Source organism: Anoxybacillus sp. UARK-01, assembly GCF_002075365.1.
GTDB classification, from domain to species: Bacteria; Bacillota; Bacilli; order Bacillales; family Anoxybacillaceae; genus Anoxybacteroides; species Anoxybacteroides rupiense.
In genome coordinates this window covers 1-24,604 of sequence record NZ_NASY01000040.1, presented here as the reverse complement: position 1 = coordinate 24,604, position 24,604 = coordinate 1, and the positions used below count along the sequence as shown (strand labels likewise).

General features: G+C 42.4%; 25 protein-coding genes and 1 pseudogene. 11 read left to right on the top strand and 15 right to left on the bottom strand.

Translation table 11 applies throughout. The features are described 5' to 3' along the window. Positions 1–20: 20 nt before the first annotated feature. The gene (locus tag B6A27_RS08620; protein WP_080861596.1) at positions 21–527 is read right to left on the bottom strand and encodes a competence protein ComK; all 507 of its coding nucleotides are present in this window, start codon (positions 525–527) and stop codon (positions 21–23) included. 245 nt (positions 528–772) lie between these two features. Between B6A27_RS08620 and B6A27_RS08615 the strand changes: the two genes are divergently transcribed. The 6 genes from B6A27_RS08615 (at position 773) to B6A27_RS08590 (ending at position 6,542) form a co-directional block, all read left to right on the top strand. Beyond that, positions 773–1,339 (top strand): hypothetical protein, encoded by a 567-nt coding sequence (locus tag B6A27_RS08615; protein ID WP_080861592.1) that lies wholly within the window; start codon positions 773–775, stop codon positions 1,337–1,339. Between the two features lie 134 nt (positions 1,340–1,473). Continuing rightward, a complete protein-coding gene (locus B6A27_RS08610; RefSeq protein ID WP_080861589.1) occupies positions 1,474–2,073 on the top strand; it encodes a VanZ family protein in 600 nt (199 codons plus the stop codon). A 197-nt stretch (positions 2,074–2,270) separates the two neighbouring features. Continuing rightward, complete coding sequence (gene adh / locus B6A27_RS08605; protein ID WP_080861585.1) at positions 2,271–3,791, top strand: aldehyde dehydrogenase; 1,521 nt, start codon at positions 2,271–2,273, stop codon at positions 3,789–3,791. A 93-nt stretch (positions 3,792–3,884) separates the two neighbouring features. Beyond that, on the top strand, positions 3,885–4,220 hold the full coding sequence (locus B6A27_RS08600) for a DUF779 domain-containing protein (RefSeq protein ID WP_044742418.1): 336 nt from the start codon (positions 3,885–3,887) through the stop codon (positions 4,218–4,220). Positions 4,221–4,667: 447 nt separating this feature from the next. Beyond that, the gene (locus tag B6A27_RS08595) at positions 4,668–6,323 is read left to right on the top strand and encodes a hypothetical protein (RefSeq protein WP_080861582.1); all 1,656 of its coding nucleotides are present in this window, start codon (positions 4,668–4,670) and stop codon (positions 6,321–6,323) included. 3 nt (positions 6,324–6,326) lie between these two features. Then, positions 6,327–6,542, top strand: a complete 216-nt coding sequence (locus B6A27_RS08590; protein ID WP_080861578.1) for a hypothetical protein — start codon at positions 6,327–6,329, stop codon at positions 6,540–6,542. Between the two features lie 114 nt (positions 6,543–6,656). Here B6A27_RS08590 and B6A27_RS08585 read toward each other — a convergent pair whose 3' ends face one another. From B6A27_RS08585 to B6A27_RS08570, 5 genes are all read right to left on the bottom strand, one after another. Then, entirely contained in the window at positions 6,657–7,253 is a 597-nt protein-coding gene (locus tag B6A27_RS08585; protein WP_080861573.1) for a TetR/AcrR family transcriptional regulator, read from the bottom strand. 127 nt (positions 7,254–7,380) lie between these two features. Continuing rightward, positions 7,381–8,982, bottom strand: coding sequence for an MDR family MFS transporter (locus B6A27_RS08580; protein ID WP_044742415.1), 1,602 nt, complete (start codon positions 8,980–8,982; stop codon positions 7,381–7,383). An 86-nt stretch (positions 8,983–9,068) separates the two neighbouring features. Further along, positions 9,069–9,983, bottom strand: coding sequence for a TetR/AcrR family transcriptional regulator (locus B6A27_RS08575; RefSeq protein WP_080861569.1), 915 nt, complete (start codon positions 9,981–9,983; stop codon positions 9,069–9,071). A gap of 15 nt (positions 9,984–9,998) precedes the next feature. Continuing rightward, entirely contained in the window at positions 9,999–10,160 is a 162-nt protein-coding gene (locus B6A27_RS18630; protein ID WP_156450556.1) for a hypothetical protein, read from the bottom strand. Positions 10,161–10,379: 219 nt separating this feature from the next. Beyond that, positions 10,380–11,255: an ROK family protein gene (locus tag B6A27_RS08570; protein WP_080861566.1), complete on the bottom strand. Its 876-nt coding sequence runs from the start codon at positions 11,253–11,255 to the stop codon at positions 10,380–10,382. 395 nt (positions 11,256–11,650) lie between these two features. On the opposite strand from B6A27_RS08570, the gene B6A27_RS08565 reads away from it, so the two are divergent. Continuing rightward, entirely contained in the window at positions 11,651–12,649 is a 999-nt protein-coding gene (locus B6A27_RS08565; protein WP_080861562.1) for a Gfo/Idh/MocA family protein, read from the top strand. A gap of 16 nt (positions 12,650–12,665) precedes the next feature. On the opposite strand, the gene B6A27_RS08560 is transcribed toward B6A27_RS08565, so the two are convergent. The 8 genes and pseudogenes from B6A27_RS08560 to B6A27_RS08525 all read right to left on the bottom strand — a co-directional run bounded on the left by B6A27_RS08560 (position 12,666) and on the right by B6A27_RS08525 (position 19,856). Then, a complete protein-coding gene (locus tag B6A27_RS08560) occupies positions 12,666–13,112 on the bottom strand; it encodes a VanZ family protein (protein WP_080861558.1) in 447 nt (148 codons plus the stop codon). 208 nt (positions 13,113–13,320) lie between these two features. Next, positions 13,321–13,584 (bottom strand): annotated as a pseudogene (locus tag B6A27_RS08555) (UTRA domain-containing protein); the annotation flags it as partial. Between the two features lie 572 nt (positions 13,585–14,156). After that, the gene (locus tag B6A27_RS08550) at positions 14,157–15,347 is read right to left on the bottom strand and encodes a CaiB/BaiF CoA transferase family protein (RefSeq protein WP_080861555.1); all 1,191 of its coding nucleotides are present in this window, start codon (positions 15,345–15,347) and stop codon (positions 14,157–14,159) included. Positions 15,348–15,361: 14 nt separating this feature from the next. Next, positions 15,362–16,507: an alpha-hydroxy-acid oxidizing protein gene (locus tag B6A27_RS08545; protein WP_080861552.1), complete on the bottom strand. Its 1,146-nt coding sequence runs from the start codon at positions 16,505–16,507 to the stop codon at positions 15,362–15,364. Positions 16,508–16,522: 15 nt separating this feature from the next. Beyond that, on the bottom strand, positions 16,523–17,296 hold the full coding sequence (locus tag B6A27_RS08540; RefSeq protein WP_080861548.1) for an enoyl-CoA hydratase/isomerase family protein: 774 nt from the start codon (positions 17,294–17,296) through the stop codon (positions 16,523–16,525). Between the two features lie 14 nt (positions 17,297–17,310). Further along, a complete protein-coding gene (locus tag B6A27_RS08535) occupies positions 17,311–17,982 on the bottom strand; it encodes a methionine ABC transporter permease (RefSeq protein WP_080861546.1) in 672 nt (223 codons plus the stop codon). Further along, on the bottom strand, positions 17,979–18,998 hold the full coding sequence (locus B6A27_RS08530; protein WP_080861543.1) for a methionine ABC transporter ATP-binding protein: 1,020 nt from the start codon (positions 18,996–18,998) through the stop codon (positions 17,979–17,981). Before B6A27_RS08530 ends, B6A27_RS08535 begins: the two co-directional genes overlap by 4 nt. 45 nt (positions 18,999–19,043) lie before the next feature. Then, positions 19,044–19,856: a MetQ/NlpA family ABC transporter substrate-binding protein gene (locus B6A27_RS08525; protein WP_080861539.1), complete on the bottom strand. Its 813-nt coding sequence runs from the start codon at positions 19,854–19,856 to the stop codon at positions 19,044–19,046. Positions 19,857–20,479: 623 nt separating this feature from the next. Between B6A27_RS08525 and B6A27_RS08520 the strand changes: the two genes are divergently transcribed. Next, positions 20,480–21,160 (top strand): DNA alkylation repair protein, encoded by a 681-nt coding sequence (locus B6A27_RS08520; RefSeq protein WP_066150523.1) that lies wholly within the window; start codon positions 20,480–20,482, stop codon positions 21,158–21,160. 50 nt (positions 21,161–21,210) lie between these two features. Here B6A27_RS08520 and B6A27_RS08515 read toward each other — a convergent pair whose 3' ends face one another. Further along, on the bottom strand, positions 21,211–22,518 hold the full coding sequence (locus B6A27_RS08515) for an EAL domain-containing protein (protein ID WP_080861535.1): 1,308 nt from the start codon (positions 22,516–22,518) through the stop codon (positions 21,211–21,213). 569 nt (positions 22,519–23,087) lie between these two features. On the opposite strand from B6A27_RS08515, the gene B6A27_RS08510 reads away from it, so the two are divergent. The 3 genes from B6A27_RS08510 to B6A27_RS08500 are packed head-to-tail and all read left to right on the top strand — an operon-like array spanning position 23,088 to position 24,581. Further along, a complete protein-coding gene (locus B6A27_RS08510) occupies positions 23,088–23,735 on the top strand; it encodes a dTDP-4-dehydrorhamnose 3,5-epimerase family protein (RefSeq protein WP_080861532.1) in 648 nt (215 codons plus the stop codon). 7 nt (positions 23,736–23,742) lie between these two features. Further along, a complete protein-coding gene (locus B6A27_RS08505; RefSeq protein WP_080861528.1) occupies positions 23,743–24,366 on the top strand; it encodes a dTDP-4-dehydrorhamnose 3,5-epimerase family protein in 624 nt (207 codons plus the stop codon). A 26-nt stretch (positions 24,367–24,392) separates the two neighbouring features. Continuing rightward, on the top strand, positions 24,393–24,581 hold the full coding sequence (locus tag B6A27_RS08500) for a hypothetical protein (RefSeq protein ID WP_139788102.1): 189 nt from the start codon (positions 24,393–24,395) through the stop codon (positions 24,579–24,581). The last annotated feature ends 23 nt before the right edge of the window (positions 24,582–24,604 follow it).

Below are 24,604 nucleotides of genomic sequence, written 5' to 3'. Positions count from 1 at the left end.
AAGTCCTCTCGGCGGACGCCTTAAAAAAACCGCCACAATGGGAATTTTTGTTCGATGATTTTATAAATGCCGCAACGCGTCTCAAGCGTGAAAAACAGCAAAGTCGCTTTGGCCCGCCTCGCTTCAAGTGTATCGCGATGCACATCAAGAATCAGAGATGATCCTTTGGAGAGAATAACCTTTGCCTGCTTCTGCTTGTACCGCTCAATACCGTGAATATGGCGCAGAGCGAGCCAAAAGCATTTATCGCTTTCCGGGGAGCAAGTGGGGATCATATATAATCGCAAAGAAGTACAAACACAAATGGGAACCATTTGCTTGAGTCCTAAAATAAGCTTCGCTGCCTCCAATCGTCCTTCGTAGCCGCATCCATAGTAGGTGCAGCTATGCTCGACAATTTTTAACGGCGACTTTTCTACTATATACGTCGCATTGGTTTCATGGACAATGGTGCATAATTGGCCGTACTCATTGTAGAACGGCTCAAGTGCTTGCGTATCTTCCACGATTTCATAGTATCTTTTCACTCCAAGTTCCCCCTATATTGATAATCATCCAAATTTAGTACGTATGTTCGATTTTTAAACAAAGAAATCTCATCCATTATGACCACCTCCATCTCTATTATACAAAAAATTACAAATTTAAAAATAATTTTTATCATTCCGGCAAAATTTTTCCTCCTCACCAGGCTCTCTATTGACTTTCCATTGCCAACAATGGCATGCTAGATGTACATCACTATATACAAGAACAAGGCAGGGACCCATGGATGGAAGTAACAAAAGAAGAACTATCACAAGTGTTATCTGCGTTGATGCAGCAGCTTATCGGCAGCTGGACGAAAGAAAAAATCCACTCCGATGTGCTTGAAGTGATTATGAAAATGAGAATTGACGCTGGACATGAAGAGGAATATATGCAACTGCTGCTTGGAAATGTGGCTTTTGCGACAGAATCGACCTATGCACTGCAAAATGTTTTGCAAACGATTTTAACCAATCAAGCGTTTCCGACGACGGCTGCTGTTGAAGCGATGATGGAAGAAGCGCAGGCCCGCATTCAAGACCAGCTTCCGACTCTTATTGACCGATATGCTTCCCATTTCTTACAGCTGGAGGAGCACGAGCGCAAAATGCAGCTTGAACGGTCATATTGCGCTATTTTAGTGGCCAATCGCATCAAAACTGATTTTATTTTCAGCTTTATCCATGAGCAAAACCAAGAGATTATGAAAAACTTTTTCACCGTTGATCCAAAAGACATGCTGGAAGCCTTCCATCATTTGAGCGGCGCATATGCGACGCTTCTTTTGGAGGGGCTGGAACTGACCTATTAGAAAGGCTGACCGTGTGTCAGTCTTTTTTATATGTTGTATGCAAAGATAGTGGAACAGTCTTCAATTAAACGATTAAACTGGGGATGTCTATTTTTTTAGACTCCCTAGTTCATTTTAGAGGGGAGCCATGAGCTATGTTAATTGATTTTGACGGATCGATTCTGATAGGAGCCGTCTTATTATGGGGATTTCTTATTGTATTACTTAAATGGAAATTTAAAAAAACGAATCTTTACCTTATTTTCTTTTCCCTATTCTACATTTACCTATGCAATGTATTAAACTATACTCAATTTCCGATTATTTTAGATCCTGAAATGAAAAAGGAAATCGGGCAAAATGTATGGAGAGATGCTAATTTTATACCGTTTAACCTCCATAAAGAAGATATGAAAACATCGCTTCTCAACATTTTATTAACGATCCCTTTTGGATTTGGTATTCCTTTTATTGCAAAGGTTAATTGCAAACGGATCGCGTTATTGGGAGTTTTATTAGGAATTTGTCTGGAATGCTTACAATTAATCATCGCATTAATCGTTGGATTTACTTTTAAATACGTCGATATGAACGATGTCCTATTCAATTTCTCTGGTGCCATTTTAGGATACGGCCTCTTTCAAGCGTTCATGATCCTTTTCAAAGCATGGATACATAAAGGGAATATTAAATTAAACCCATTTTTGAAGTATATTTACGAAATAAATGAAAACGAAAGATTCCTGTCTCGTTAGCGAAGTGGGAGTCGTTCACATCTTTTATGTCATATTCTACAAAACCCGTGAGTATAATCGTTATCGGGTGTAGATTCATCGTTTTATTTTGACAACCTCCCCATATAATGCTATGATTTTCCTGGGGAGAAATTTCACTATATTTTGTATGCGCTTCCTTTGTAAGCGCATATAAGAGAAACAAAGGGGGAATTTGGATGATTTATACTCAACCTGGACACCCTGGTTCTCTCATCACGTTTAAAAAACGCTATGAAAACTTTATTGGCGGCAAATGGGTGCCTCCGGTCGACGGGGAATATTTCGAAAACATTTCTCCAGTGACTGGACAGCCGTATTGCGAGGTGCCTCGTTCGAAAGCAGCTGATATCGAGTTGGCTTTAGACGCGGCCCATGAAGCAAAGGAAGCGTGGAGCCGCACATCGGTCACGGAACGGGCCCGCATCTTAAATAAAATTGCTGACCGCATGGAAGAAAATCTGGAAATGCTGGCGGTTGCCGAAACGTGGGAAAACGGCAAACCCGTCCGCGAAACACTCGCGGCCGATATTCCGCTCGCCATTGACCATTTCCGCTATTTTGCTGGCTGCATTCGCGCTCAAGAAGGATCGCTTGCAGAAATCGACAATGATACAGTTGCTTATCACTTTAAAGAGCCGCTTGGGGTCGTCGGACAAATCATCCCTTGGAATTTCCCGATTTTAATGGCGGCATGGAAGTTGGCACCAGCACTGGCGGCAGGAAACTGCGTCGTATTAAAACCAGCAGAACAAACACCAACATCCATCCTCGTATTGATTGAACTCATCGAAGATCTTCTACCAAAAGGAGTCGTCAACGTTGTCAACGGCTTTGGGCTCGAAGCAGGAAAACCGCTCGCCTCCAATCCTCGCATTGCCAAAGTGGCATTCACAGGCGAGACGACAACGGGCCGGCTCATTATGCAATACGCATCGCAAAACATCATCCCAGTTACACTTGAGCTTGGCGGCAAATCACCAAACATTTTCTTTGCCGATGTGGCTGAACAAGACGATGAATTTTTTGATAAAGCGCTTGAAGGCTTTACGATGTTTGCTCTCAATCAGGGCGAAGTGTGTACATGCCCATCTCGCGCCCTCATTCAAGAATCCATTTATGACACCTTTATGGAGCGGGCGTTAGAGCGAGTCAAACAAATTAAGCAAGGCAATCCGCTCGATACCGAAACAATGATCGGCGCTCAAGCGTCTTCCGAGCAACTAGAAAAAATCCTATCCTATATTGATATTGGAAAGCAGGAAGGAGCCGATCTGCTCATCGGGGGAGAGCGCAATTTCTTGGAAGGCGAATTACGCAATGGATATTATGTCAAACCAACCGTTTTCAAAGGCCACAATAAAATGCGCATTTTCCAAGAGGAAATTTTTGGACCAGTCGTATCTGTGACGACATTCAAAGACAAAGAGGAAGCGCTCGCCATCGCCAATGAAACATTGTATGGTCTTGGCGCTGGTGTTTGGACGCGCGACGTCAACACTGCTTACCGCTTTGGACGTGGCATTCAGGCTGGACGCGTCTGGACGAACTGCTACCACGCCTACCCAGCTCACGCTGCATTTGGCGGATACAAAATGTCCGGTATCGGACGCGAAACGCACAAAATGATGCTTGAGCATTATCAACAAACCAAAAATCTGCTTGTCAGCTATTCGCCTCAAAAACTTGGATTCTTTTAATAAAAAACGCCGTAAAGATCGACGGCTAAGCAAACATTTCAACAAGGCAGTGTGCAGCTTGCGCGCTGCCTTTTTTGAAAGGAGGGAAAAATGATGGGCGAACAGCCAAAAGTGATAGCGACGGAAGCGGCGCTAGAATTGATTGAAAAGCTAAAAGCGAAATATGGACCGCTGATGTTCCATCAATCTGGCGGCTGCTGCGATGGTAGCTCTCCAATGTGTTATCCGCAAGGCGAGTTGATCGTCGGCGATTCAGATGTGCTTCTTGGCGAAATCGGCGGCTGCCCGTTCTACATTTCGGCGGCGCAGTACGAATATTGGAAGCACACTCAGCTTATTATCGATGTTGTTCCCGGACGCGGTGGCATGTTTTCGCTTGAAGGCCCAGAAGGGGTGCGCTTCTTAACGCGCTCGCGGGTCTTCGGCTAAAAAACGCGCTAGACCCTGCCAAACTAAGAGGGCCGCATGGTCCTTCTTTTTTATGCCGCCAAACAAGCAGATCTCTTCATCTGCCTCGAGAATATCCAGCACTCCTTCCCCTCCTTAGAACCTCTTCTATATTTTCCTATTTCTTCCGATATAAAAACGTGAGAAAAGCCCTCAGCAAAAAATATGGAATTTCCATTTGATGCAAAATGTTGTAAAATGGGAGTGGCTTTATTGGCTCCATATTTCGACAATCCTGACATCTAGAATCAATGTTTATAGAAAATGATGAGCGCAAAGGCATAGCTCCTCGCTTAAGCTAATGAACAGGCAACCTATCCAACATGTTTTATCAAAAAAAGAAGCGCCAAAAAAATGGGCATACGTGGCATGGATCTAGTTTCTAAGTTCGACCATTTCATTTAGGCTGACAAAAAAGGAGTGGGAAACGTGATCAATAAATTACGGTGGAAGCCTGTAATCGGGGCGGCAGTTTTACTTTTGTTAGCTGCTAGTATACTGGCCTATTTCTTTTTTTTCAAAACTCTACATATACAAGTAAACGGGATGATCACAGATGGAAATATTGAGCTTCAGGCCAAAGACGTCCGTCTCAAAAAAATCAAAAGCGGCACGAAATCCTCTATTAAATCCAAAGACTATTTTACGATCTATCAGCTCTCATCCACGTCGCTTTCGCGTCATTATGGCACACTGACTGTTACCGTTCGAAAATTAGAGAACAACGATATGTTTGTATTTACCAAGTTTCAAAATGAAACGACGCGACCTAGTACGATTGACTTTTCCCTATCGTTCAAGAAGCCTTTTACAAACTATACAGTGACTCGTTTTCATTCTGAAAAAATTAAGCATGAGCATGATTCCACTTTAGGCGTGGACCCTACATCGACGCCACATGGACTCGTTGAGCTCAAAGGCGATAATGCTTATGCGAATATGGTCATTAGCAAAAATTATAATTCCGTGCCATTCGTCAAACAATACAGTGATACGCGAAAAAGCCAATTGCGTGAATTAATAAAAGAAACCGATGAAACGAAAATCACTGGACAAGGGCAGCGCATTGTCATTCATATGCCTCATGTGGCCAAAAGGCAAAGTTTATCGGAAAGCTGGTTCTTATACTCCTCCCAACCGCTTTTTCAAAACATGGAAAATTTTAAAGAATGGGAAAAGCACACCTTGAAAGAATATAAGAAAATTAACAAATGGTATACCGCTGATGGGCCGTTTGGCAAGCTGCCGTGGTCGATCGAACCGTCTACTAAATTTGGATACGGACGATATTTTTCTCTTGTCCATGATCGACGCTATGCCGATCACTATGAAAAAACAAAAGAAAGATATTTTTACGACTTTATCCTGAACTCAGTGGCCAATTTATTAAATTATGGCGCTCAATTAGGCAAGCCGATTCCAACTGAAATTACGAGCACGTGGCTGAAAAACAATTATGGAATTACCGCTCCGTATTATGATACTCGCTTTAACGAGTATATCGCTATTTATTTAAAGCGGATCAGCAAGCTATTCAACATTCCGGAATACCAAGATATCGCTCTGTTCTATGCTGATTACTTATTAGACCAGGTGGAAAAAAAGAACTACATCCAAACCGAGAACGGCTATATTATTTGTGATTTTTACGGAAACACGCAAAAGAAAAAGACTCACGCTTCCTTAAATCATTCATTGGGAGAAATGAATTTCCTGCTAGAAAGCTATTTGGAAACAAAAAAAGAAGCGTATTTAACAGCAGCGTTACATATTAAAGCGGGCATTGAAGACATCGGAGACAGATGGATTAAAGACAACAAAGACTTATGGTATCAGTTAAATCCTGACCTTACTTTTCATGGCACCGATTATCCGCTGTTAACATTAGAGGATTTATTGAAGGCCCAAAAGAATTTGGAAAAGGTAGGGGTAGGGAGAAGCCCTGTTTTCGATCGGTTCATCACTTCAAAAACTCAATACCTTGTCAATCACAACATCGAGATGACGAAAGCCGTGATCACTTCTCTTGAAGAAGGAGGATTCGGCGATTTGGTGAAAAATTATAAAAACGTATCGGATTATTAAAAAATGATGGGGTGCTTTTCTGACGGCCCATATAGCTCCCCTGCAAAAGCCAAATCTATTTTTGACGGTCGGAAGGCAAGCCACAGACCGGCCTTTGTCACGCCAAAGCAAGACCGGGCAACAGGCCGCTTACAGACAAATGAATGGCGCAGCGGCCGTCCAACCGTCGAAAAACGCTCTAAACTTCTGTTAAAAAGTCCAGTTGCATCGATCTATTAGACAAAAATACAAAAAGTAGCGGCATTTTCATGTTGATCATTCCGCAGCGTGTTTAGCATAAAAAAAGGGAGGCTTGAGTAGGCCTCCTTTTTTCCTTCAACATGTTCCATATTCTTATGTTTCATAAAAAATGGAACGTAAATGATAGTCGATGACCGCCTCGATTTCTTGAGAAGATAACTGATGCGGCTGCATAATGCCATGCATGGCTAAGCCGTCAATAAGCGCATAAAGACGCTCTGTTTCCATTTCAATTGGCACATTAGGATTTACTGCTCCAAGACGAATCAATGCTTCAAGCAACAATCGAATTCCAGAACGAAGCTCCTCATACACTTGTTTGCTTAAAGGCTGGAGTTCCTTATCCCATAATGCCTTTTGAGTAAACGCCAACCACACCTCCATTTCCTTTCTTGTTTCATCAGTGAGCGGTAAAAGTTCGCATAGGAAACGTTTTACCGCTTCAAGCGGCGGACCGGAAACAGGCAAGGCGCTCATTCTTTCTTTTACTCGTTCGGAGACAAGCTGCATAGAAAAGGCTAAAAGCTCTGACTGAGAGGCAAAGTAATGCCGCAATGAACCGACCGAAATCCTTGTCTCTTTTGCAATGTTGCGAACCGTTGCTTTTTCCAATCCATCTCTCATAATGACTCTCCAAGTCGCTTCGGCAATCATCTTTCTCTGTTTTTCATGATCCACGATTTTGGGCATACGTATATTATATCACGTTTTTTTAATACAAGTGTGTTATAATATTTTTAGCAAAAATGAAGGAATGTAAAAAGGCTGTAGTCAAAGCCCATGTTGACTTTGGCTACAACCCGCCTTTTCTGTGCGATTATGCACTCGCTTTTTCTTTTTGGCGCTGATCCGACAAGGTGATTTTTCGCAAGGCTAATGTCAATGCCGCTCCACATACGATGAACACAAGACCAAATAGAAACACGGAATGGAGCGACTCGATGAGCGAATGCTTTAAAATAGGAATAAACGCATCTTTCATTTGCTGAGGCATGCCCGCCAGCATCTCTGGACTAAACAACATCGAATACAGCGACTGTGGATTATCATGAATCATATGGGAAAATTTATCCGCCATTTCCTTCGCCTGTGGCGGAAGCGCCGTTAAAGTTGGCATGAGGCGCTCTTCTAAAATCTGACTTGAACGATGATTCATAATCGCCCCTAAAATCGTCATTCCGAACGTTCCGCCAATGGAGCGGAAAAATTGGCTTGACGATGTAACGACTCCGATTTCCGATTTCGGGAAGGTTTCTTGCAGAGCCAACGTCAAAAGTGGCATCACTAGCCCGACACCTAATCCGAGCACAATCATATAAAATGTCGCTGTCCATTTTGTCGTTCCGATATCCATTGTACTAAGCAGACCAAAACCGGAAGCCATGATGAGCATACCAATGATGAGCTGCGGTTTCACTCCGATTTTATAAACAATTCGACCGCCAATAATGCTTCCGACAATCATTGTGATCATCATCGGAGTCATAATGGTACCAGATTGCGTCGCGCTCACGCCGACAACCCCTTGCATGAAGAACGGAACGAACATAATCGCGCCAAACATGCCGACACTCATTAAAAAGCCAAGGCCATTCAATATCGTAAATGTCCGATTTTTAAAGAAATGCATCGGCAAAATCGGTTCTTCGGCTTTTCTCTCAACCAACACAAACGCTGTTAAAAAGACGATGGCTACAGCAAATAAACCAATAATTTGCCAAGATGTCCATTCATACTTATCGCCGCCAAACGTTAACGCCAACAGCAAGCTGACAACGCCGATAATCATCGTACACATACCGGCAATATCAAATTTGACAGGTCCTGTTGCTTGATGCTTATTTAGCCCCATCGCAATGAAAATCGTCGCCAAAATCCCGACAGGAAGGTTGATATAAAACACCCATTCCCAGCTCATGTGGTCGACAATCCATCCGCCCACTTGCGGACCTAAAATGGAGGCAAGACCATATAAACCGCCAAACACCCCTTGCCATTTGGCGCGCTCTTTTCCAGTAAACAAGTCCCCGATGATAATCATGGCCATCGGCATCATAATTCCGCCGCCGATCCCTTGCAGGCCTCGATAAATAATCAATTCGGTCATATGATGCGCCATCCCGCAAAGTGCCGAACCCACCATAAAAATGACCAATCCGGATACATAAACGACTCTTCGTCCTAATAAATCCGCCAATTTTCCGGCAATCGGCACGACCGCTGTCGATGTGAGCATATAAGCGGTCGTCAGCCATGTCATCAGGCCAATCCCTCCAAGCTCACCGACAATGCGCGGCATGGCCGTTCCAACAATGGTTCCATCAAGCGCACCGAATAACATCGCAATAATTAATCCTGTGATTAACAAATTGCGATGCTTAATCGCAGATGGCGCATTTAATATAGCTGTGTCTGACATCGTATCTCTCCTATCTATCATGATGTTAGGCCATATCATATATTCATGAACAATGGTACTTGATGTTTATGAACAGAATATGAACTTTAATGATGTTGGGCCATATATTCATGAACGGCTTCTTTTAATGAATCAAGCGCTTCACATAACGGATGAAGCTGCTGACTTTCAATATATAATAAAATCCCTTTCACCACATATTCCCGCGGCGCTGATTGCTCATTCATAAATTCCGCCTCAAGCGTATCCAGCGCGGAATGAAGCTGATGGTACGTTTTTTTATCAAGCGACAATGACGATAGCTTTTTCTTTAAGCTTTCCATTTGATCCATCATTTGCATTTTTCGTTTACGCTTTTCCTGTTCAGCCATTTCCATAAAAGAGTGAACGATCTCTTGCTTTAACAGCGGCTCCTCGTGTTCAGAAAAGTGCATGACAATCGCATCAAGCCGACGGACAATAAACGCGGCAATTTCCTTTGATTGAAACCTATTCGGATGAAACATCATATAAAAGGTGTATTCACGTAAAATGCCGCTTAACATGGCGGCTACGTCATACACATATCTTTCTACTTTTTGGCCATATACCTCAATCAACCGTTGACAATGCCAATTGAATATGCGGGAGCGCTGCATGCGTAAATAGCTATGAAGGTTCTCGTTAATTTTGGGAATTTGCTCCGCCACTACCATTTGAAAAAAATCCTTCTGTGAATGAATGCTTTCTAACTGTACTTCGAGTTGTTTGATCAACACTTCCCTTTCCGATTCCGCTTCTCCCTCGTGCTTCGCATGGATAAACTGTGAAAACAACTGATCTAAATAGTATTTGACAACCGAGAGCATCAACTCTTCCTTTGAGGAAAAATGATGATAAAATGCTCCCTTAGAGATGCCCCAAGCTTCGACAATATCTTGAATGGAAGTGGAATAATACCCCTTTTCAGCAAACAGCTTCATCGCGGTTTTAATAAATTCAACCTTGCGTTGCTTTGTCATTCCTATTTTCCACTCCTAAGTCCAAGACACCTTTTGGTTAGGCAGGCACCCTTTTACAAAGACCTTCGGATAAATGGACAGCTTCGTACGAGGCTTCACCAGCTCGGCATGAACTCCATGCTTCTGAAGCTTTTCCACAAGCTGCTTACAAGACAATTCTTCTTTATATTTTCCCATGAAAATGGCACCTCAATTCGCTCATCGAATTTCGACCAAACAGTCATTCTCATTATAAACACTTTTTCATCATTTATCAAGAATAATATTCAAACAAAAATGACCTATTAGTCAAAATTTTATCGACAAAAAATGACCAAATAGTCAATCTATACATGATCCACAATAAAAATGACCGTTCTGATCTACGCTTTGAATGAACGGTCATCCATTTTGATGTTATTCATCTAATGCCTGTTTTGCCAATGCGAGGGCACCACAGATGCCTGCATTGTCACCAAGTCCCGGCCGCACCACATACTCATCGATATGCTGTAAAATCGCTTCATGCTGAATATAGCCATTCAAGAAGCCTATCACATAACGGCGAACAGCCGGCAAAAGCTGCGGTTGCTTCATCACCCCGCCGCCGACAATGATTTTTTCAGGAGAAAGAGCCAGGATATATTGAGCGATCGCCTGTCCTAAATAAAAGGCTTCAAGCTCCCACACTTCCGTATGGTTCGTCAATTCGGCTCCCTTCTTACCCCAGCGCTTTTCAATCGCAGGACCCGAGGCCATTCCTTCCAAGCAATCGTTATGAAATGGACAACAGCCGGCAAAACTATCCTCAGGATGACGTCGGACCAGAATATGGCCCATTTCCGGATGCAAGAGCCCATGCAACAGCCGGCCCTCCACGATAGCCCCCACACCGATTCCCGTTCCAACCGTCATATAAAGGCAACTATGGGTTCCTTTGGCCGCTCCCCATAATTGCTCCCCTAAAGCAGCAGCGTTGACATCGGTATCAAAGCCGATCGGAACAGGAAAATATTTGGACATCTCCCCTACAAAGTTAAAGTTTTCCCATTTCCGCTTTGGCGTACTGGTAATGTAACCATATGTATGGCTGCTTTTATTTAAGTCAATCGGACCAAATGATCCAATACCGATCGCTTTTAGTTCAAACTGCTGAAAAAAATGGATGACGCTCCGCATCGTTTCCTCAGGTGTTGTTGTTGGAAACATCTCTCTTTGACGAACGCGGCCATCATCATCTCCGACTGCGCAAACAAATTTTGTTCCACCCGCTTCAATTGCGCCAAGATACATGCTTTTTCCTCACTTTCTGTTCACTTTTTATGGTCGCACCAATCCACTCCAGACTTCTCTATGGAAAAAACTAGTCACCCCATGTATAATAAACACCACCACCCTTTAACGGCATTGTTTAGCAGTGCTTCTAAGACTTTCTCGCTAGCAATTATTTCGCTCATCCATGCTTAAAAACCTTCGCTTTTTGGATGTTTTTTCGCGCCGTAAGTCTGGACTGCGATGGTCTTACATACACGCTGCCAGAAAGCTAAATGAAATCGATTCTAGGGTGGTGCGGCAGAACGAAGGAGGCTCATGATGTCCAATAACAGCATGCCGCTTGAAACGATTGGCTTTTTCGTCCATCATACGCAAAATGAACGATACTAAATATGAATAAGGAGAGGATACTTTTGATTCGACTCGCAACAATCGGAACGAACTGGATTACTCAAGAATTTTTACAAGCTGCTCAGCCGATTTCCCAGTTGACATTGACCGCTGTCTATTCCCGCGACGAGGAAAAAGCGAAGCAGTTTGCCGCAAAAACCGGAGCGAAACGCACATTTACTCATTTAGAAGAAATGGCCAAAAGCGATGAGATCGACGCTGTCTACATCGCCAGCCCCAATTCGCTCCATGCCGAGCAAGCCGTTTTGCTTATGAATCATGGCAAACATGTCTTATGCGAAAAGCCATTGGCCTCCAATACAAAAGAAGTCCAAGCGATGGTAGAGGCGGCCAAAGCGAATGATGTCGTATTGATGGAAGCGATGAAAACAACGCTTCTGCCCAATTTCCAAGCGATCCGCCGCCATCTTCATAAAATCGGAAAAATACGCCGCTATTTCGCTAGTTACTGCCAATATTCCTCGCGCTATGACGCCTATAAGCAAGGGACGGTGTTAAATGCCTTTAATCCGGCTTTTTCAAACGGCGCATTGATGGACTTAGGCGTTTATTGCCTTTACCCGCTCGTTGTTTTATTTGGAAAACCGCAATCGTTAAAAGCCAGCAGTGTCATGCTGGAATCAGGCGTCGACGGCGAGGGAAGCATCGTCCTTCATTACGGCGATATGGATGCGGTTGTGATGTATTCAAAAATCACGAATTCCTATGTTCCTGCAGAAATTCAAGGAGAAGAAGGAAGCATCGTCATTGATGCCATCCATACTCCGACCAAAGTGGAAATTCGCTACCGCGATGGCCGAGTCGAGGATATTACAGAGCCTCAGACGCATCATCCGATGTATTATGAAGCGCTTGAATGGACGCAGCTTATCACGAACGGCCAGCGCCAATCAGAAACAAATTCGCACGCCCATTCGTTCATCACAGCTGAAATAATGGAGGAAGCGCGAAAACAAACCGGCATTCGATTCCCTGCCGACCAGTCGACCCTTTGCCAATAAAGCAAAGGGTCTCATTTTAAGAAATTTTCCGCTTGAGGCGCGCTGGCTTCCTCCGTTGTTGCCACATCCATACAAGGCATAAGGCGACGAGTGCACCGCAGGCATCAATCACGACATCGGAAAATAGCGCCGTCCGCCCCGGTTCAAACGACTGATGCCACTCATCTGTCGCCGCATAAACGGCCGCAAAGCTCCACGCCCATACATAGGCCCACCGCTGCGGATACAGCGCTTGGAAAACCAGTACAGCCAAAATCCCAAAAGCAGACAAATGAGCAAACTTACGGATGACAAAATTCAAGGGAGAAGCGGCTCCCTCCGCTTCCGCCCATCCTTCGTGGCCGATCCATTTTTGAAGGATGCGCGCCGTATTTTCCCCTGTAAAATAGGAGGCTTCGCTAAAACCATAAATCACCAAACACCATATGCCAACTAAACTCCACCAACCCCACTTGCGAACCATTGCTTTCTCCATTTTTTATAATTATTATAATTTGATATTGATTATCATAAAAATATTGTTATACTAAATGTATACGGCGATAAGCGAAAGGAGGAAAAAAATGAGACAAACGATTTGTCCGAAATGCCAGCAGCCGGCGCGCCGCCTCAAGCATTCTCTTTTATGCGGATGCGGTTTTAAGCTCATTCGTTCCAAAGGATAACGCTTGCTATTTATTGCGGCGGATATTGACCGTTGTAAACACGAACTTGTCATAGCGATGTCTGGAAAAAGAATATTCAAATGGAACACCATTATTTAGAAAACCAACCTGCTTGACCTCTAAAATCGGATCATCCGGCGCGCAGTGCAAATACGTTTGATCCAGCTCCGTTGGCTTTGACGCGCGAATTTTCCTATGACAGCCGGCGATCGTTAATCCGAGCCCATGCGTAATATGATTGTAAATGGAAGCGTGCAACACATCCTCGTGTGAACTACGGATGAAAGGAAATCGCCCAGCATTCGCCCGTTCAATCAGAAGGAATTCGATAGTCAACTAATGTCGTTCCGTCCCAAATCCGCTCTTGAAACATCGGCTCCAAGCACAATGGCTCTTGATTCATTCTGTCTCCCCCTGTCTTATTGTTCCGTCCCGCCTTGCTTTGAGACAAGAGAACTCCTCGGTGAATAGTCAGGCATTGCTCTAATAATTGTACAATATCCTCCTTGACTGACGCATCTATACGTAATCAATTCTCTTAGATTGACTAAAAAAACATTAACCCGCTGATAGTTTCAGCGGGTTAATGGCTCTGCCGTCTAATCAAACAGCATAAGGCAGCAGCAATTGTAAAATGGTGTTCTATATTATAGATGTCATTTGATATGTTCATTTGGGCTGTTCGTCGACGATTGGGTAGTCGAACACCCCCCTTCACAGAACCATGAATGAGCCCTTCGTTATGCGGATGTGTAACGAAAAGGCAAATCTGTGGACTTGTTTTCCCGACTGCGGGTTTTTACAGACACTCTTCGCTCCATTTTCCAGTTTTATTATGTAAACTATTTAATTACTCCTCGCTGCCGCAATCCCTCAATATCTTTATCTGTATAATCAAGCTCTCGTAATATTTCATCGTTATGTTGTCCAAGCAGAGGAGCCGATTGAGTAAGCTGGCAAGGAGTTTTCGAAAATTTAGCAGGAAAACCTAGTGTTTTTAATTTTCCTCCAACTGGATGCGGATACTCGATAATCATCTCACGCGCTTGTACATGAGCATCAGATAAGGTTTGATCATATGAATAAATGGGACCAGACGGTATGCCATGCCGATCTAATCTCTCGAGCCAATACTGAGAAGTATTCTGGACAAGCACCTCTTCAATTCTCTCTGTTAATACATCTACATGTCTAGCACGTAAAGCGTTGGTTAAAAATCGTTCATCCTCCAGCCATTCCGGTTTGTTGATAACATACAGGCAAAAGGCTGCCCATAGCTTTTGATTGGCTGCACCAATTAATATAAAACCGTCTTTTGTACGAAATCCTTGATAAGGGGCTGAAACACGGTGAGCCGTTCCTGTTCTCTTCGGCACTTCCCCGCTTCCAAAATAAGCAGCTGCTTCCCAAACCGTCCAAGCAAGCCCAGAATCGACTAAGGAAACATCAATATATTGTCCTTCGCCGCTCTTCAAACGATGAATATAGGCCGCTAATATCGACTGAAGAGCAGTGTGAGCGGCAGCAATGTCGTGAATTGCAATTCCTACTTTGACTGGCTTTCCGTCTCTTTCTCCGGTCATATCCATCATGCCTGAAAAACCTTGGGCAATAATATCAAAACCGCCTTTATCGCGGTAAGGCCCCGTTTGACCATAGCCAGAAATCGAGCAATAAATTAAGGAGGGATTTAGTGCTTTTAATGTATCATAATCAAGTCCCAATTTTTTCATAACTCCTGGTCGAAAATTTTCTACAAACACATCGGCTGACCTGATAAGCTCATATAAAATCTCCCTACCTTCTTCACTTTTCAGGTTGATGCATAATCCCTTTTTATTTCGATTGACCATGATATACATATAGCTTTCACCGTTTACAAACGGGGCCATCGCTCGAGTATCGTCTCCATTTGGAAACTTCTCTACCTTAATCACTTCTGCTCCCATATCTCCAAGTACCATTGTGCAATACGGCCCAGCTAATACCTGTGATACATCGATAACCTTCATTCCTCGCAAAGGTTGTGCCATGGCTACTCTCCATCCTATCTATGATAAACAATTTGAAGACGGTGAAGCTCCTCGATACTAGCTGCTCCGGCTAGCGAGATGGATACGTTTGTTTCTTGAATCAGTCGTTCCAACAAGAGCTCTACTCCTCTTTGTCCCCCTACTGCTAAGCTATAAACAAACGGCCTTCCTATTAGAACCGCTGATGCTCCTAATGCAAGCGCTTTGACAATATCGGATCCGCGCCGAATCCCACTATCAAATAATATAGGCACTCTGCCATCTACAGCATCTATGATCGCTGGAAGAGCATCCACACTTGCAATCACACCATCTAGCTGCCTTCCTCCGTGATTAGAAACAATAATCCCATCTACGCCATGTTCAATTGCAAGCAAAGCATCATCTGGATGTAAAATTCCTTTCAATAAAATCGGAAGATTCGTATGCTGTTTCAGTTTACTCACTTGTTTCCAAGTTAAATGAGGATGAAAAATATTATCTAAAATTCCTTGAATAATTGTGTCATGCTGATGATCTGACAGAGTTGATAAAAAAGCACTATCTGTCTCATAATTCGCCTTGCCATATCCAAGTTTCAACGGCGAAAAACGATTTCGTAGATCTTCTTCCCTCCATCCGAGCATGACCGTATCCACTGTTAAAACGATAGCCTCATAACCAGCTTCTTCCGCCCTTCTTACCATATTTAAAGAAATCTCCTCATGGTTCGACCAATACAGCTGGAACCATTTTGGGCTATTTCCTGTCTCCCTTGCAATTTCTTCAATAGAATAGCTAGAAACGGTACTTTGAATAAAGGGGATTCCATACTTCGCAGCAGCTTTTGCAGCAGCGATGTCTGCTTGTTCGTCAGCCAACTTTAGCATTCCCACTGGAGCTAATAAAATAGGATAAGGGTAAGTTTTTCCAAATAGCTTAACTCTCGTATCCAAGATTGAGACATCGTTTAAAAATCTCGGAACAACCGAATACTTAGAGAAAGATAAGGTATTTTTTTGCAGCGTTTCTTCTCTCCCAGCACCTGAGCGAATATAGCCGAATGCCCCAGACGTCAGCTTCTTCCTAGCTGCTTCCTCCAACTCTTCATACGAAACTATAAGAGATTCTGTAGAACCTATACTCTCTAAAAGAGCGTCCTCGCGTTTTACAGCTGTCATTCTAAAGCCTCCCCCCTAGAAGCGTGAATTTCTTTTCTCAATAAATGCTTGAATCCCTTCTTTATAATCATCTGAGCTATACGAGCTTAAAATCATCTCTGAAATCTCCTCAGATTCTTCATGTTCTCCATCCATAATTGCTTGAATTACTTTTTTCATTCCAATAATGGAAACAGATGATTTTGTAATAATTTGTTCAGCAAATTGCAAACACTTCTCTTCAATTTCTTCGTTTGGATAAAGATAATCAACTAAACCAATCGCTTTTCCTTCGAGAGCGGAAATGCGCTTAGCTGTATACAGCAATTCTTTTGTTTTAGCCGGACCTACTAAATGATATAATCTTTTTGTACTCGTTAAGTTATAAACAATGCCAATATTGGCAGCCGTTATGCCTAATTGGCTATTCTCTGTCGCAAAACGAAAATCGCATGCGTTTGCCAGCTCCAGTCCGCCTCCAATTGCTAATCCTTGAATCAAGGCAATAGTCGGCCTTGAAAAACGATATAGCTTTTCTACGGCTGCAAGTGCCACATCATTATATTTTTTTGCTTTTTCCTCTGAAAAACGAATCTCCAAAAACTCATGAATATCGGCTCCAGCAGAAAAAGCCGTTTCATCCACTCCGCGTATAATCAAGACTCTAATCTCTTGATCTGTTTCTAATTCATCTAAAATAGCTTTTAATTTCTGAAACATCGCCAATGTAAATGCATTCTTTTTTTGTGGTCGATTAATAACAAGCACAGCAATTTTTCCTTGCTTCTGCACATATAATTCATCTGTCATTCGGCCACCTCCTATTAATCCTTTTTGATCCGAGCAGCAAGACGATTTCCAATGGATTGGATCGTCTGAACAATTACAATCAAGATGGCGACGGTTGCATACATAACACCTACCTCATAGCGCAAATAACCATACCGATACGCCAAATCACCAAGTCCGCCTGCACCAACCAACCCAGCCATCGCTGTTGCTCCAATCAAACTGACAGTGGCAATAGTCAACCCTAATATGATGGACGGTCTAGCCTCACGTAGCAAAACGTGCCAAATAATATGTCTTCGTTTGATTCCCATAGCCTTATAAGCTTCAATAATTCCACTATCTACTTCCAGCAAAGCAGATTCCATTAAACGAGCTATGTATGGAGCTGTATAAATCACCAGTGGCACAATAACACCTTTTACACCTATAGTGGTTCCTGCAATTAATTTCGTAAACGGTAAAATAAAAAATAGTAAAATAACGAATGGAATGGAGCGAACAATATTGATTACTAAGTTTAGAATTTGATAAATCCACTTATTTTCAAACAACTGAGCCGGTCTCGTTAACACAAGTAAGATGCCTAGCGGAATACCAATGATGACGGCAAATAAAAGCGAGAGACTAACCATTTGAACTGTTTCAATAAATGCGGACTCAATAGCAGGCAGCCACTGTTCGGTAAAACGATTCCTCACGTTCATTCACTTCCCCCCAATTCCTCTGTCCCAACACCTTGACTTCGCAAATATTGCAACGATGCTTGAGTATCCCCCTCTTTTCCTACAAGATGGATCACGATATTTCCGACAATCCCGTTTTTTAGCTCCATAATATTAGCGGCTAAAATGTTAGGCTTTACCTGGAATTTTTGGCTAACCTCTGCAAGTAAGGGCTTTCCTGTGCTTTCTCCGACAAAGGTAAGCCGCAAAACCTGGCCACTTAAGTTTAACTGTGAAATGAGGTTAGATGATATTCTGCGTTGCGCGATCGTGTTCAAAAATTTTTGGGTAGTCGGATGCGTAGGGCGGGTAAACAGATCAATCGAGGTGCCATGCTCTACCACACGTCCATTTTCCATCACATATACATAATCACAAATTTTTTGAATCACGTGCATCTCGTGGGTAATAAGCAAGATCGTAATGCCCAGCTCTCGATTAATTTTTAATAATAGATCGAGAATCGAATCGGTCGTTTCTGGATCTAATGCACTGGTAGCTTCATCACTTAGCAAGATTTCCGGTTCTTGGGCAAGAGCTCTCGCAATGGCAACCCGCTGCTTTTGTCCTCCGGAAAGCTGGCTTGGATAAGCAAAATGTCGATCTTCCAAACCAACGATGGATAAATATTTTTCTACTCGGGCTTTCACTTCTTTTGAATGAAAGCCCAGCAATTTAAGAGGGATCGCCACATTATCATAAACAGTTGCCGTTTTTAGTAAATTAAAACCTTGAAAAATCATGCCAATCTTTTTGCGTACCTCTCTTAATTCATGATTAGGGATACGCGTAATTTCTTTGTCTTTAATATAAATTTTTCCCTCGGTCGGTCTTTCTAGCAAATTGACGCAGCGAATTAATGTGCTTTTTCCCGCACCGCTATATCCGATCACACCATGAATTTCCCCTTGCTTCACGTGCAAGGTCACATCTTCTACAGCTTTGATCACTCCATTCTTCGTTTGAAATAATTTAGATACATGTTCAAGTAAAATCATGGAGTCCACTCCTTCCTCAAGCAAAACCAGCTTGTTCCATGCTCACTACCAACCAGGAATGACAGATCCTTCAAATTTGTCTTCAATAAATTTTTTGACTTCATCTGAATGGTATGCTTTGATCAGCTTTTGAATCGCTTTATCCTCTTTGTTTTCAGGCCGTACGACTAAGTAATTCACATAATCTGAGTCCGGCGATTCTAATAAAATAGAATCCTTTTTTGGATTAAGTCCAGCCCCCAAAGCAAAGTTTGTATTAATCGCGGCCAAGTCCACCTCGCTTAGGTGTTTTGGAATTTGAGCAGCTTCCAGCTCGACAAATTCAAGTTTTTTAGGATTTTCTACGATATCATAAATAGAGGCTGTATATTTTTTTTCATCTTTCAACTTTACTAAACCTTCTTTTTCTAAAATATGTAGCGCACGGGATCCATTGGTTGGATCATTTGGCAATCCAAATTTCGCCCCTGTTTCTAATTCATTTATGTTTTTATACTTTTTCGAATACACTCCCATCGGATTAAGCACTGTTTTGGCTACAGGAACAAGATTTGTATTATGATCTTCGTTAAATTGCTCCAAAAACGGTTTGTGCTGATAGCTGTTGGCGTCCAGATCTCCTTCTGCTAAAGCTGTATTAGGTGTAATATAATCGGAAAATACCTTTAACTCTATTTCTAGCCCATCTTTTTCTGCTACTTGCTTCACAACCTCCAAAATTTCTTCATGAGGACCAGCGGTGACTCCGACAACCAATTTCTTATCACTTAGTTCTTTGCTCGTCGTTTGACTTTCTCCGCTGCAACCAGCTATAATCGCTACTAATAAAAACAATGCAAGAATAATTGTTTTTCTCATGTGTCGTTCCCCCTTCTTTCCTTCACAATCACAGAAAATTATAAGAAAAAACTTAAAAATAAATTATTTCGCCTTAAAAAAACAAAGTTAACTTATCGGAATAGTTTGTTATAAATATAAAGAATCTTTTAAAATGCGTCAATAGATTTTTTTAATTCACATTCAAGAAGAGGGAATATCTACAACACATGCGGTTTTTCCAGAAAATATCAATCTCGATCCTGTTTACTAATTACAATAGACGGTATTTGCAACAACTCCTTTGAAAAAGAAGCGATCGTCAACAAGCTATATACAGGCATTGTCAAATCAACCGCGCTTGATTACGCTGCCCAAATACGGCTGCGCCAACAAAAATAGAAAGGCTGAACAAACGAGCAACAGGCTTGCGGCGAAACATTCTCTAAAGCGAATCGGTACACTTGGGGAAATGCATCATCTGGCTCCGTTCGGACGAAGCTGCTTAGGCGAACAGGGACGACACGCATGATCGATAGAGGAGATGTGCTATGGCCGTGGCGAACAATGTCAGCCCAGCGGCCGTTCGTGTCTAACCCTCTTCCTTGTTCTCACTCGATCTGCTATTCTATTTTTACAAAACGAACGAAAGAGGGATTAAGCGAATGACACATCCATATGCTCACCGCCTCGCGCAATGGCTGCGAGCCCATCGCCATGAAGCGAATGCTGGACCGATGAAACAATATATGCGCAACCAATTTGAATTTCTCGGAATCAAAACCCCAGAGCGCCGCGCGCTACTAAAAGAGTTTCTCGCGCAGCACGGCCTTCCGCCGCGCACTGAACTGGCAGATATCGTCAGCAAACTTTGGGAATGGCCGGAGCGTGAATTGCAATATTGCGCACTTGCTTTGCTGGAAAAAGAAAAGAGAAGTCTCTCAAAAATGGATTTAGAATTCATAGAGAAGCTCATTACAAACAAACCTTGGTGGGACACCGTTGATATGCTTGCGGCCAATATCGTCGGACCGCTTTTCAAAAACGAACCAGAGTGTATTCCCGTCTATACAGAACGATGGATGCAGTCCAATCATATGTGGCTGCAGCGAACGGCCATTTTGTTTCAATTAAGATATAAGGAAGAGACCGATGAAGCTTTACTTTACCAGCTTATCCGCCAATGCCGGCAGTCATCGGAATTCTTTATTCAAAAAGCGATCGGCTGGGCGCTGCGCGAATATTCCAAGACCCATCCGGCAAGCGTCCAGCGGTTCGTGGAAAGCGAAACATTGGCGCCGTTAAGCAAACGAGAAGCATTAAAGGTGATTCAGCGCCGCCGCTAATACAGCCGGCAAATAAACGAGCGGATCACGATCAAAACGTGATCCGCTCGTTATGATGGGTATGTCTGCGGATCATCCTCCGCCAAAGGTTGGTCTACTAGCTTCCACGTTCGCAGCGTCTCATGAGCAATGGGACGCAAATGCGGATGCGGCCGTCCCAGCCAATAGCCTTGGCCAAATGGGATGCCGAGCTTGGTGACCACTTGGAGCTCTTCCTGCGTTTCAATTCCTTCGGCAATGAGATGACAGCCTATTTTCCGGGCAAATCCAGCAAGGGTTTCCAGTAAAATGGCCTTGACTGAATGGCCATCAACCTTATGAATAATCGAACGATCGATTTTAATATAGTCCGGACGCAACTCAGCAATCGCCTGAAGGGAAGAATAGCCCGCTCCCGCATCATCAATGGCGATGCGATATCCTTGCTTGCGGTAGTGGCTGAGCACTTTTTTAAAGGAGGCATAATCATCAATCGATTGACGTTCGGTAATCTCAAATACAACTTGCTGCGGCGTAAGCCCTCTTTTTTTCAGAAACGCCAGCGTCTGTCCAGGGGTGAACTGCGGATCATGAATGACATTGGCATTTAAATTAATAAAAAGCTTCCAATTCGGATCGCTCGCGGAAAATCCTTCAATCGCTTTTTGCCGTGCCAGTTTCTCCAGCGCATACAGTTGGTTCTCTTTTTCAGCAAATTCCCATAAACGATGGGGCGTTGCAAAATAGCTTGTCTGCGGTCCGCGCGCCAATGCCTCGTACCCATAAATCTTTTTGTCAAGCAGTGATACAATCGGCTGATAGTGTGCCGTAAGATGCTGACCGGCCAAAATGTGGCGAAATTCCGTTTGCAGCTTTTGCTGCTCAGCATTTGTTGCCTTTTTTGCCTCGCTTACCGCTTTTTTAACCGCCTCGTACAGCAAATGCTCCAGCGCTTTTTCAGCACCTGAATCAAGCAACGATACTCCCACATAAAAATCAACGGGCTCAGCCCATTTCGCTTGATGAGCCATGCTTGTTTTGAATCGCTGATATATATTATGCGCCAAACAGCGTAAATGAGCCTCCCCTGCTCCACTCTCCATACGAATCAATACCAGCAGATCATCCCCAAACATGCGGTGGGCGCATATGCCAAACGGTTCTTCGTTCTCTAAGTTTGTCATGATTTGTTTGACTGCCGCCAACAGCTTTTGGCACGCTTCCTTTCCATACTTCTGTTCCATTTGGCTGCAATTTTTTATATCTAAATAAATCAGTCCCAATGAATATTGAGAGATGAAATGCGCTGCCTTATCCACGATATTCTCGCGGTTTAAGCTGTCGGTAAGCAGCAGCACCGATGCAAGCTGGTCGTCCATGTTCGGGACTCCTTTCAACACACCAAACTATTCATGCGCAGAACAGTATAGCACACCAGTATAACCGGAGCGTGAAGGCTTTGTAAAGGTTTCATGAATCTCATGTTTCAATCATGACGAAGACGGGAAAGATTTCTTAGTGAATTTATCAATTTATTCTCAATAATCCCAATAAAATTAATATCTCCTTTCTAATGCTAATTGAAGGTTACACTATGGTAGAACATCTTACAAAACGCATAATTAATACATAAAGGACGCCAAAAACCCACCACCTTAGAAACTATATACAATGACCAAAAATTAACCTTCAAAAGGGGGACACCATCATGATTTCCCAAGTTAAAAATAAGAACCTGTCCATGAAAAACCCCACCCCTTGCAGAACAAGAGATGGGGACTCACATAAGGAGGTCATATGAATGCAACATAATGATCATTATATTGCATTCATATATCAATATTAACAATAAAATGAATAAAATAAAAATTTATTAAATTATAGGATGGTTTTTGAATTTATTGTAGAAATTATAATAAAAGTAAATAAATGTTGGGGGTTGATATATTTGAAAGGTAATGATCCTATAATCCAAATGACCGAGATCGAAGGCTTACACTTTGAAACCAATTTGTATACAACATCTACAGACAATGGAATTTATAATGTTATTGCTAGCTCAGGACCTGGGATAACAGATCTCGTAACTCATAGCCCTAATTTCTATTACCTTCACTATGGTATACATGTTGGACAGGTGGATCGGCTAACTTTTTTTGGAGAACCAAACCAAAGGATTACCGGTTACTTTGTTGATTGTAGAAAAGATTCTCCTACTCTCCACAAACAAGTAGTATTAGAGTTTTACCCAGATCCCTCAAAAAAACTATACATTGATAGGGGAATTGCCCATACTTTTGATGGTTTAGAAAATATTTTAACTCGTGATGAACCAATATGGTACATGTCTATTGGTAACAAGGATTACAACATAGCTAATGATGTAATAAATGTTAAACGTGATACACCATTGGATAGATTTCCTGTGGTTACCACAAATGAATTTCCTATACCAAGAAAAGCATATGAGTTTGTTCTTGAACTCCAACATCTTACAATGATCGAATTACAACATTATCCAAATAGAGTTCCTATTACAATTAATGGAGAGAAACGTTACGTAAATTTAAAACCCAAAGTCCAGGAACAGAGGTGAAAATATTATGGAACTTAAAATTATGGATTCAAGTGATATAAATGGTGTTTTTTGGTGTAAGAACTATTATGTCCAAACTGGTCAGGAAAGTTTCACACTTGTTGCTAACTCTGGTCCATTAATCAGTGATATGATTTATTTCTCTATTAATTCCACAGACCACTTTATAATACAGGTGGGACAAATTGATCGTTTTACTTTTTTCGGGGATCCCAATCAAGAAATTACGGGTTTATTTGTGGATTGCCGTAAGGGATCCCCTACCTTACACAAAAAAGTAGAGTTAAAGTTCAAGCCAGATCCTACAAAACATCTTTATATTGAGAGAGGAATAGCTAAATTGTTTACCAATATTAAAAACATTACCGTACGATCAGAACCTATTTGGTTTTCGACTAATGTTAATACAGAATATAGCATAGGTAATGATAGATTAATCGTACCAAGCGACACTGAACTGGAAAACTTCCCTATTGTACAAATAAACGAACTCCCTTTGCCTAATAGGACCCTTCAAGTAATTCTTCAAAGAGAACAACGAATTTTAAGGGAAGGAGGGGAGTACAAGCAATCCTTTGATCTCTATATGGAAGGAGTAAAAAATAGGATTACAATAAAAAAACGTAGCTAATCTTTATTGAAAGGAGGTGAGCAATGATGGCTTTAATTGAAAAAGTACATTCTTCCTTGGAAGAATTACAAGAGTTAGTGAATCAAACGACCGATCCACTAGAGCGTGAGGGGTTAATTGCCTTCATTAATTGTGTTATGGTGTTATGTCAAGAAAACGGACACGTTAAACAGAGAGAAATAGCTGAACTTAGGCAGCTACTTTTCTCTGATTAGCGTAGTAAGCAGCCTCAAATTCA